6 protein-coding genes and 1 pseudogene are annotated in these 7,407 nt (G+C 72.9%); 1 reads left to right on the top strand and 6 read right to left on the bottom strand.

The window, feature by feature from the left end; genetic code table 11:
* Positions 1-5 precede the first annotated feature (5 nt).
* The 6 genes from ACWEMJ_RS33110 to ACWEMJ_RS33085 all read right to left on the bottom strand — a co-directional run bounded on the left by ACWEMJ_RS33110 (position 6) and on the right by ACWEMJ_RS33085 (position 6,889).
* Positions 6-1,025 carry an N-acetylglucosamine kinase gene (locus ACWEMJ_RS33110; RefSeq protein ID WP_452140848.1) on the bottom strand — a complete coding sequence of 340 codons (1,020 nt, stop codon included), beginning with the start codon at positions 1,023-1,025 and terminating at the stop codon, positions 6-8.
* A gap of 51 nt (positions 1,026-1,076) precedes the next feature.
* Positions 1,077-2,357: a 6-phospho-beta-glucosidase gene (locus tag ACWEMJ_RS33105; protein ID WP_452140849.1), complete on the bottom strand. Its 1,281-nt coding sequence runs from the start codon at positions 2,355-2,357 to the stop codon at positions 1,077-1,079.
* Positions 2,358-2,365: 8 nt separating this feature from the next.
* Positions 2,366-3,262, bottom strand: a complete 897-nt coding sequence (locus ACWEMJ_RS33100; RefSeq protein ID WP_452140847.1) for a carbohydrate ABC transporter permease — start codon at positions 3,260-3,262, stop codon at positions 2,366-2,368.
* A 5-nt stretch (positions 3,263-3,267) separates the two neighbouring features.
* Complete coding sequence (locus ACWEMJ_RS33095; RefSeq protein WP_452140846.1) at positions 3,268-4,227, bottom strand: carbohydrate ABC transporter permease; 960 nt, start codon at positions 4,225-4,227, stop codon at positions 3,268-3,270.
* Entirely contained in the window at positions 4,224-5,594 is a 1,371-nt protein-coding gene (locus ACWEMJ_RS33090; protein WP_452140845.1) for an ABC transporter substrate-binding protein, read from the bottom strand. The genes ACWEMJ_RS33095 and ACWEMJ_RS33090 overlap by 4 nt, the downstream gene beginning before the upstream one ends.
* Positions 5,595-5,698: 104 nt before the next feature.
* The gene (locus ACWEMJ_RS33085; RefSeq protein WP_452140844.1) at positions 5,699-6,889 is read right to left on the bottom strand and encodes an ROK family transcriptional regulator; all 1,191 of its coding nucleotides are present in this window, start codon (positions 6,887-6,889) and stop codon (positions 5,699-5,701) included.
* A gap of 288 nt (positions 6,890-7,177) precedes the next feature.
* On the opposite strand from ACWEMJ_RS33085, the pseudogene ACWEMJ_RS33080 reads away from it, so the two are divergent.
* Positions 7,178-7,407, top strand: a pseudogene (locus ACWEMJ_RS33080) (hypothetical protein); the annotation flags it as partial.

Raw genomic sequence — 7,407 nt, 5'->3', positions numbered from 1 at the left:
GTCCGTCAGACCGCCACCGGGTGCGCGGACGGGTAGGCGGCGCGCAGCCGGCGGTGGGCGTCGCCGTCCGCGCCGAGGTGGTCGAGGCCGAGCAGCGCCGCGCCGAGGACCGGCGGGGCGACCACGATGCGCGGCTCGGCGAGCGGGGCGGCGGCCGCCAGCCGGGCCGTCAGGTTGTCGATCAGCAGCGGGTGCCGGGAGGCCAGCACGCCGCCGCCGAGGACCACCGGGGCGGGCCGGTCGAGCAGGTCGAGGCGGGTGAGCGCGACGGTCGCCAGCCGGCACACCTCGTCGGCCTGCCGGTCGACCAGCGACAGCGCGATCGCGTCGCCGTTCTCGGCGGCCTCGAACAGCACCTGGGAGACCTCGTGCAGCCGGGCCGGGTCGAGCTGCCCGAGGTGCATGGCCTCGGCGACGGCGTTGGCCCCGGCCAGGCCGAAGTGGGCGCCGATCAGGGGCGACAGCAGGGTGGGCCCGCCGCGCCCGTCCTCGGCGCGGGCGGCGTGCCACATCGCGGCCGAGGCGAGCCCGCCGCCGCCGCCCCAGTCGCCGGTGAGCTTCCCGAGCGCGGGCCAGCGGGCGGTGCGCCCGTCGGGCCGCAGGCCGACGCAGTTGATGCCGGCGCCGCACACCACGGCGACGCCGAGCGGCCCGTCGGTGCCGGCCCGCAGCAGGCCGAAGGTGTCGTTGGCGACGTGCACGGACGTCGTCCAGCCGTGCGCGGCGATCGCGTCGTGCAGCCGCTGCTCCTCGATCGGCAGGTCGGCGTTGGCCAGGCAGGCGCTGACGTGGTCGGTCAACGGCGCCCCGCCGGGCCGCAGGTGGACGCCGACCTGGCGGGCGAGGTCGTCGACCAGCGGGGCGAGCGCGGCGATGGCGGCCTCGGCGCCGGTGAGCTGCGGCTGGAAGCCGCCGCCCCGGGCGGTGCCGAGGACCCGCCCGTCGGCGCCGACCAGGGCCAGGTCGGTCTTGCTGTTGCCGGCGTCTATGGCGAGGACGCCGGGCAGGTGTACGGCGTGGCTCATCGGCCGGTCCCCCCGTGGCGGTGCGTGGTGCGGACGGTTCTCATGCCGGGGTCACGCCCAGCCCAGGTGGTCGCGGTTGTGCGCGAGCAGCCGGTCGGTGAGCTGCTCGGCGAGCTCCAGCTGGCCGACCAGCGGGTGGGCGAGCAGCGCGTCGAAGACCCGGTCGCGGCCGCCGCGCAGCGCCGCGTCCAGCGCCAGGTGCTCGTACGCGGTGACATGGGCGATCAGGCCGGAGTACAGCGGCTCGACGGGGCGCTGCGGCAGCGGGCGGACGCCGGCGGCGTCGACCTCGGCGGGCACCTCGATCACCGCGTCGTCGGGCAGGAACGGCAGCACCCCGTCGTTGCGGGTGTTGACCACCTGCACGGTGGTGCGGCCGTCGGTGCCGAGCAGCGAGGCGATCAGCTGGACGGCGGCCTCCGAGTAGAACGCGCCGCCGCGCTTGCCGAGCAGCTCCGGCTTGGTGTCGAGGGTCGGGTCGGCGTACATCTCCAGCAGCTGCCGCTCGATGGCGGCGACCTCGGCCGCCCGCGAGCCCTTGACCTTGAGCTCCTCCACCACCACGTCGTGCTGGTAGAAGTAGCGCAGGTAGTAGGAGGGGACGACGCCGAGCCGCCGGACCACCGGCTCCGGCAGGTGCAGGTCGGCGGCGATGGCCGCGCCGTGCTCGGCGAGCAACTGCGGCAGCACCTCGCGGCCGCCGGCGGCGTCCGGGGCGTCGAGCAGGGTGACGCCGCGCTCCCAGGTGAGGTGGTTGAGGCCGACGTGGTCGAGGCGGATCAGCTCCGGGTCGACGCCGAGGTGCGCGGCGAACTTGCGCTGGAAGCCGATCGCCACGTTGCACAGGCCGACGGCCTTGTGCCCGGCGGTCTGCAGGGCGCGGGTGACGATGCCGACCGGGTTGGTGAAGTCGACGATCCAGGCGTCCGGGTTGGTGCGGCGGACCTGTTCGGCGATGTCCAGCACCACGGGGACGGTGCGCAGCGCCTTGGCCAGGCCGCCCGCGCCGGTGGTCTCCTGGCCGACGCAGCCGCACTCCAGCGGCCAGGTCTCGTCCTGGTTGCGGGCCGCCTGCCCGCCGACCCGCAGCTGCAGCAGCACGGCGTCGGCGCCCTGCACGCCGGCGGTGACGTCGCCGGTGGTGGTGACGACGGCGTCGTGGCCCTGCTTGGCGAATATCCGGCGGGCCAGGCCGGCGATCAGCTCCAGGCGGTCCGCCGCCGGGTCGATCAGCACGAGTTCGCCGATCGGCAGGGTGTCGCGCAGCCGCGCGAACCCGTCGATCAGCTCCGGCGTGTATGTGGAACCGCCGCCGACGATTGCCAACTTCAGTGCGGACATCAGCCCTTGACCCCTGTCAGTGTGACGCCTTCGACGAAGGCGCGTTGTGCGAAGAAGAACAGAACGATCACCGGAGCCATCACCAGCAGCGTGGCCGCCATGGTGAGGTTCCAGTTGGTGTGGTGGGCGCCCTTGAAGGACTCCAGGCCGTAGCTCAGCGTCCAGGCGCCGGGGTTCTCGCCGGCGTAGATCTGCGGGCCGAAGTAGTCGTTCCAGCAGTAGAAGAACTGGAACAGCGCGACGGCGGCGACGGCGGGTCTCGCCATCGGCAGCACCACCCGCAGCAGGGTGCGCAGTTCGCCGCAGCCGTCGATCCGGGCGGCCTCGATGTACTCCCGCGGCACGGTCAGCAGGAACTGCCGCAGCAGGAAGATCGTGAACGCGTCGCCGAACGCCATCGGGACGATCAGCGGCCACAGCGAGCCGGTGAGGTGCAGCTGCCTGGACCAGAACAGGTACATCGGGATGACCGTGACCTGCGGCGGCAGCATCATCATCGAGATCACCGCCATCAGGGCCAGGTTGCGGCCCCGGAAGCGGAACTTGGCGAGCGCGTACGCCACCGGCAGGCTGGAGGCGACGGTCAGCGCGGTGCCGGCCGCCGCGTACAGCAGGGTGTTGCGCCACCAGGTGAGGAAGCCGGGGGTGTCCCAGACCTTCGCGAAGTTCGACCACTGCCAGCTGGTCGGCCACAGGTCGGAGGTGAGCGCCTGCCGGTCCGTCATCACCGAGGTGAGGAACAGGAACACGAACGGCAGCACGAAGAACAGCGCGGCGGCGATCGCCAGCGCGTGCACGGCCACCCAGTGCAGGGCGGCCCGGCGGCGGGCGGCCCGGGCGGCGGCGGTCGCGGCCGGGGAGGCGGCCTTGCGGGGGAGCGCGGAAGCGAGCGTCATGGGAGTCAGTCCTCCGCCAGGAAGCCGGAGCGGCGGCGCAGCAGCAGTGCGGTGAACGCCGTCGAGAGGGCGAACAGGATGACCGCGACCACGCAGGCCGAGCCGTAGTCGAAGCGCTGGAAGCCGAGGTTGTAGACCATCTGCGGCAGTGTCCAGGTGGAGCCGGACGGGTAGCCGGGCTCGAACTGCTGCCCGGAGCCGCCGACCACGCCGGAGGCGACCCGCCCGGCGACGATCGCCTGCGTGTAGTACTGCATGGTCTGGATCACGCCGGTGACCACCGCGAACACCACGATCGGCGAGATGTTCGGCAGCGTGACGTACCGGAACCGCTGGAAGGCGCCCGCCCCGTCGAGCTCGGCCGCCTCGTACTGCTCCCGGGGGACGTCCAGCAGCGCCGCCATGAAGATCACCATCAGGTCGCCGACGCCCCACAGGGCGAGCAGCGTCAGCGCCGGCTTCGACCAGGACGGGTCGGTGAACCAGCCCGGCTGCGGCAGGCCCAGCTCGCCCAGCAGGTGGTTGACCGGCCCGGTGCCCGGGTTCAGCAGGAACGCGAAGGTGATGGTGGCGGCCACCGGCGGCGCCAGGTACGGCAGGTAGAAGGCGGTGCGGAAGAACCCGGCGCCGGACTTCACCTTGGTGATCAGCATCCCGACGCCGAGGCCGAACACCACCCGCAGCGTCACCATCACCGCGACCAGCCACAGGGTGTTGCCCAGGCCCCGCCAGAACGACGGGTACTTGGTGAAGACGTAGTCCCAGTTCCGCAGGCCGGCGAAGCTCGGCGGGGCGAACCCGTCGTAGTTCATGAACGAGAAGTAGACCGTCGAGACCAGTGGGTACAGGAAGAACACCCCGAACCCGACCAGCCACGGGGACAGGAACGCCAGCGTCCTGACCCGCTCCCGGCGGCGCTTGGCCCGCAGCGCCGGCGCGACGGCGGGGCGCACCGCGGCCGTCACTTCGTCGCCTGGGCGACGGCGTCGTCGATCTCCTTGGCGGTGGCGGCCAGGCCCGCCCTCAGGTCGGTCCGTTGGCCGGACTCGACCTCGAAGCTGAGGTTCTGCAGCGAGATCTGGTAGGCGCCGCCGTTGATGCTCGCCGGGGTGGTCGAGGAGTGCGGGTTGCGGGCGATGTCCAGGAAGGTCCGGAAGTTCGGGTCGGCGTCCAGCTTCGGCGAGTCCAGCGCGGCCAGCGTGCTGGGCACGTTGTGGATGGCGTTGGCGAAGGACACCACCGCGTCGGTGTCGGTGGTCAGGTACTTGACGAACTCCCAGGCCGCGGTGCGCTTCTTGGAGCCGTTGGCGACGCCGATGATGGTGCCGGTCTGGTAGCCGCGCCCGTAGGTGGAGGCCAGCTCGTCCGGCACCGGGAACGGCGCGGTCGCCCACTCGAAGGACGGCTTGTCCTCGGCGAGCGCGGCGGTGCGCCACTCGCCGTCCATGCTCATCGCGACCTGCCCGGTGGTGAACGGATTCTTCGCGCTGTACTCGTCGCCGAAGCCGGTGCGGAACTTCTCCAGCTTCTCGAACCCGCCGAGCCGGTCGACGAGTTGCTTCTGCCAGGTCAGCATGGCCGTCACGGTCGGGTCGGTGGCCACGTTCGACCTGCCGTCCGGCCCGAAGTACGTGGAGCCGTACTGGCCGAGCCAGTGCGCGATCGGCGTCTCGTAGCCGTGGTAGTTCGGCAGGAAGCCGAGCTGCCGGTAGGAGTCGCCGTCCGGGATGGTCAACCGGGCGGCGGCGTCGGCGAGTTCGCTGAACGTCTTCGGCGGCCCGCTGATCCCGGCCCGCTCGAACGCGGTCTTGTTCCAGTACAGGCCGTAGGCGTCGCCGAGCAGCGGCAGCGCGCACTGGTTGCCCTGGTACTGGCTGTACTGGAGCATCGCCGCCGGGAAGGTCTTCGCCGGGTCGATGCCGTCCTTCTTCAGCATCGGCGTCAGGTCCGCCCAGACGTGCGAGGAGCAGAACTTGCCGACGTTGTCGGTGCTGAACGAGGACACCACGTCCGGCGCGTCCGGCCCGCCGGCCCGCAGCGCCTGCTCGCTCTTCTCGTCCGCGATGCTGCCGCGCACCTCGACGTGGATGTTCGGGTGCAGTTTCTCGAAGGCGGCGACGTTGTCGTTGATCGCCTTCACCTCGCGGTCCTGGTTCCAGCCGTGCCAGAAGGTGATCGTCACCTCCTGCCCGGACGCCGAACCGTCCTCCGCGCCGACGGAGTTGGTGCCGGTGCAGGCGGAGGCCAGGAAGGCCGTGCAGAGCGCGGCGGCGAGCGCCGCCGACGGGCGGCGCAGGCGCGGGCCGCGCGAGGAGCTGCGGGTGGTGTCCACGGGATGGCACTCCTGAGGAGGGTGCGGGCGGCAGGGCGGTCGGCCCCGGCGCCCGGGCGAGTGGTGAGGGGAGTGGGGATGGTGCGGGTGGGCCCGGACGCCGCTCAGCGGGTGCTGAACAGGGCGTCCCGGGCGGTCGCCAGCGCGCGCTGCAGCGCACCGGCGAGAACGGGGGAGCCCGGAAGGGCGGACAGCCGGACCTCCGGCCGGGGCAGCGACATCCGGCCCAGCGCCTGCTGGACCAGCTCCCGCAGGCGCTCGCCGCCCGCGGTGGTCGTCCCGCCGGAGAGCACCACCAGCTCCGGGTCGACCACCGAGGCGATCACCGCCAGGCCGACCGCCAGCCGCTCGGCCAGCTCCGCCAGGAACGCCTCGCCGCCGGGGGCGTCCAGCGCCGCGGCCACCGCCTGCGGCGCGTCGGCGCCGCGCAGGCCGTGCGCCCGGGCCAGCGCCAGCACCGCCGGTTCGCCGGCCAGGTCCTGGAACCCGCCGGTGTGCTTGCGGCGGGCGCTCACCGACACCGGCGCGCCCGGCACCGGCATGTAGCCGACCTCGCCCGCGCCGCCGGTGAAGCCGCGGTGCAGCCGGCCCGCCAGCACGATCGCCGCGCCGATGCCCTCCTCGGCCCACAGCAGCACGAAGTCCTCGCACCCGGCCGCCGCCCCCACGGACTGCTCCGCCACCGCGGCCAGGTTCACGTCGTTCTCGATCGTCACCGGCGCGCCGATCGCCGCCGTCAACTCCTCGACCAGGCGCGGCGAGTGCCAGCCCGGCAGGTGCGAGGCGTAGCGCAGCTTGCCGGTCACCGGGTCGGGCGCGCCGCCGATCCCTATCACCGCCTCGCGCAGCGCCCCCGGCGACAGCTGCGCCTGGCGTACCGTTTCGGCGACCGCCTCCGCGACCCGTTCCACCGTCTCCGCCGCCGGCCGGGCCTTGCAGGACACCTGGTGCTCGGCCAGCGTCACCCCGGTGATGTCGGCCACCGCGACCCGCACCGCGGTACTGGTCACGTCCAGCCCCGCGACGTACCCCGCCGACGGATTCACCTGGTACAGCTGCGCGTTGGGCCCCGGCCCGCCCGCCGTCGTCCCCACCGGCACCACCAGCCCCGCGGCCTCCAGCCGGGCCAGCAGCTGGGACGCGGTCGGCTTCGACAGGCCGGTCAGGCTGCCGATCTGGGTGCGGGACAATGGGCCGTTGGCGAGCAGCAGCTCCAGCGCGGCGCGATCGTTTATCGCCCGGAGCAGGCTGGGCGTGCCGGCCAGCGGGGGACGGGGACTCTTCTGCGTGGTCACGGGCCCGATCATCCTCCATCCGGCGACACCGACGCGGGCAACTGTTAGGAAAGTTTCCAATCGGCGCGCCGCGATGTCAACGGTCGGACGCGTGTTCGTTGCCGCGATGTGTGCGCGACGTCGAACACCGCCTGGCTGATGCTCCATCAGGAACTTTGTCAAGCAGGCGCGTTACTTCGTTCGGGTGGAAACGGAGGGCGGTGTTCCGAAGGTCCCGCGGGCCCGCTACCCTCCGTCCCATCGTGTGTGCCTTTCCGGGGGAGGGGCGCGACAGGAGGAGGGGAGAACGTGCAACTCAAGAAGAACGGATACCGGCGTTCCGCCGCGCTGGCGGCGTTACTCGCGGCCGGAATCGCCACGGGCCCGGCGGTGTCCGCGCCCGCCGCCACCGCCGACGGCTCGGTGACGGTGCGGGTGGTCCGCGCCGTGGACGAGAGCGGGACGTACAGCCCGGCGCTGAACCCGGGCCTGGCCGGCGTGACGGTCACGCTGACCGGCGAGGACGGCGCGGTGCGCAC

Source organism: Kitasatospora sp. NPDC004531 (genome assembly GCF_053602195.1).
This window is presented reverse-complemented; position numbering and strand designations above follow the sequence as displayed.

What these genes read in the sequence shown, in the direction of transcription:
- ACWEMJ_RS33110 (WP_452140848.1), bottom strand. Translation starts at nt 1,025, where the DNA reads ATGAGCCACGCCGTACACCTGCCCGGCGTCCTCGCCATAGACGCCGGC.
- ACWEMJ_RS33100 (WP_452140847.1), bottom strand. Translation starts at nt 3,262, where the DNA reads ATGACGCTCGCTTCCGCGCTCCCCCGCAAGGCCGCCTCCCCGGCCGCG.